Source organism: Schnuerera sp. (assembly GCF_035459645.1).
Lineage (GTDB): Bacteria > Bacillota > Clostridia > Tissierellales > Tepidimicrobiaceae > Schnuerera.
Map to the genome: position 1 here is coordinate 1 of NZ_DATHXO010000411.1, position 1,987 is coordinate 1,987.

Annotated in this window: 3 protein-coding genes; 2 read left to right on the forward strand and 1 reads right to left on the reverse strand. The window is 31.0% G+C overall.

Annotation, left to right across the window (positions count from 1 at the left end; translation table 11 throughout):
* Positions 1-149, reverse strand: a 149-nt coding sequence (locus tag VK998_RS13065; protein ID WP_414713596.1) for a helix-turn-helix transcriptional regulator, incomplete at its 3' end; no start/stop codon positions are given.
* A gap of 534 nt (positions 150-683) precedes the next feature.
* Between VK998_RS13065 and VK998_RS09690 the strand changes: the two genes are divergently transcribed.
* Entirely contained in the window at positions 684-857 is a 174-nt protein-coding gene (locus tag VK998_RS09690) for a hypothetical protein (protein WP_325227929.1), read from the forward strand.
* A 21-nt stretch (positions 858-878) separates the two neighbouring features.
* Positions 879-1,987, forward strand: a 1,109-nt coding sequence (locus tag VK998_RS09695; RefSeq protein ID WP_325227930.1) for a recombinase family protein, incomplete at its 3' end; no start/stop codon positions are given.

Consider the following 1,987-nt stretch of genomic DNA (forward strand, 5'->3'; position numbering starts at 1 on the left):
AGGGTATCATAGTCAGGCTGTCTTTTATTGGATTCATAAAGACTTATAGTTTGTTGTGAAAGATTTAATTGTTCTGCTAAGTCCTTTTGTAGTATTCCATATTCATTTCTAAGCTGTTTCAATCTGTTTCCTATATTCAACTTTTTCACCTTCTTATATAAACTATTGTTGATTATAGTATACAACTTATTGCAATTTAATGAAACTAATATTAAAATAAAATTGCAAAAAGAAAAATTACTATTGACATACTACATTATGCAATGTATAATGAAATCAAATATACAACTAAATGCAATTAGACAATCAAAACAGATTAAACAAATGGACATTATGTTGTATACGAATAATTTGAACCTTGAAAACTTCATAAAATAGAACAGGTACTTTACCCTTGTCTCCGGCAGAAACTGGGGAAGCGAAAAGGTGGACAGGCTATTGTAGTCTAATACAACACCAAAATTAGCATGGGGAATGCTAAATCGCCATGACCACAAGGGGAAAATAATGATACTTCCACTTAGTCCTAGGTTATCCTATGGAGAGTGGCTCGGATAGAATCGGAGAGTTACTGTGTTTGGCATGGTACTATGTGTCCTCTAACCAAGGACAGCCTGTGATATTTAAAAAATTATAATAAAAAACAAGAATACTGCATAGATATCTATAGGGGTGATGTTAAAATGATAAAAACGAAAAAGATGGATGAAATAATAATCAATAGTCATTTTACTTCAAAAACTGAGGAAGAGATCGCTTTAAATATGTCTAAGATAATAGCTAAATTAATAAACAGGGATTTAGAAAATATGGAGAATATAGAGGATAAAGAGGAAGCAGTAGCTTTAAGTATATAAAGTTTTTAAAGGAAGATGTATATGGAGAAAGTGGCAATATATATAAGGCTTAGTAAAGAGGATATGAAAAAGATTTTTAAGGGAGATGATAGTGAAAGTATAAAAAACCAAAAACTTATGTTGTCTGAATATGCAGCAAGAAAAGGATGGCAAATATATGATTTTTATGTAGATGAAGATTATTCAGGAGCTGATAGAGATAGGCCTTCCTTTGATAGATTATTAAGGGATGCTAAGAAGAGAGAATTTACAATAGTACTTTGTAAGACACAAAATAGATTTTTAAGGGATTTAGAAGCAGTTGAAGAGATTATCCATGGTAAGTTTTTAGAATGGGGTATTAGATTTGTCTCTTTGTTAGATGGAGCTGATACTGCAATTGAAGGCAATAAAAAGTCAAGACAAATCCATGGTATGATAGATGAATGGTATCTTGAAGATCTTTCTAAAAATATAAGGGAAGTTTTTAAGACAAAAATGGAAGCTGGACAATATATAGGTTCATTTCCTCCCTATGGTTATATGAAGGATCCAAATAATAGACATAAACTTATAATAGATGAAGAAGCTGCAAAGGTAGTTAGAAAGGTTTATAGCTTATACTTAAAGGGATATGGCACCCATAGAATAGCAAAGATATTAACTAAAGAAGGAATAGAAAAACCTTCCGTACACATGAAAAGAAAATATGAGAACTTTTCTTTACCTAATGTAAGTGAATATGCTCTATGGGGGCATACTACTATAAATAGAATGCTACGAAATCCAATATATATAGGGACTCTGACACAAGGAAGGGAAACTACATTATCCTATAAGGACAGAAGAAGAATATCAGTAGATGAAGATGATTGGATAGTAGTAGAGGATAATCATGAACCAATAATAAGTAAAAAGGATTTTTATGAAGTCCAAAGATTACTTGATTCTAAAAGAAGAAATAAAAAGAAAAAAGGGAAAACCCATGTATTTGCTACTAAGGTTAGATGCTTACATTGTGGTGGTTCCATGATAAGAAGTACTACTAGAAGTAGAAAGTATGATGATTTAGTATACTCCTACTTAAAATGCAACAATCATACATTAGGTGGAGATTTAGTTTGTGAATATATGAATAGGATTAATTATAC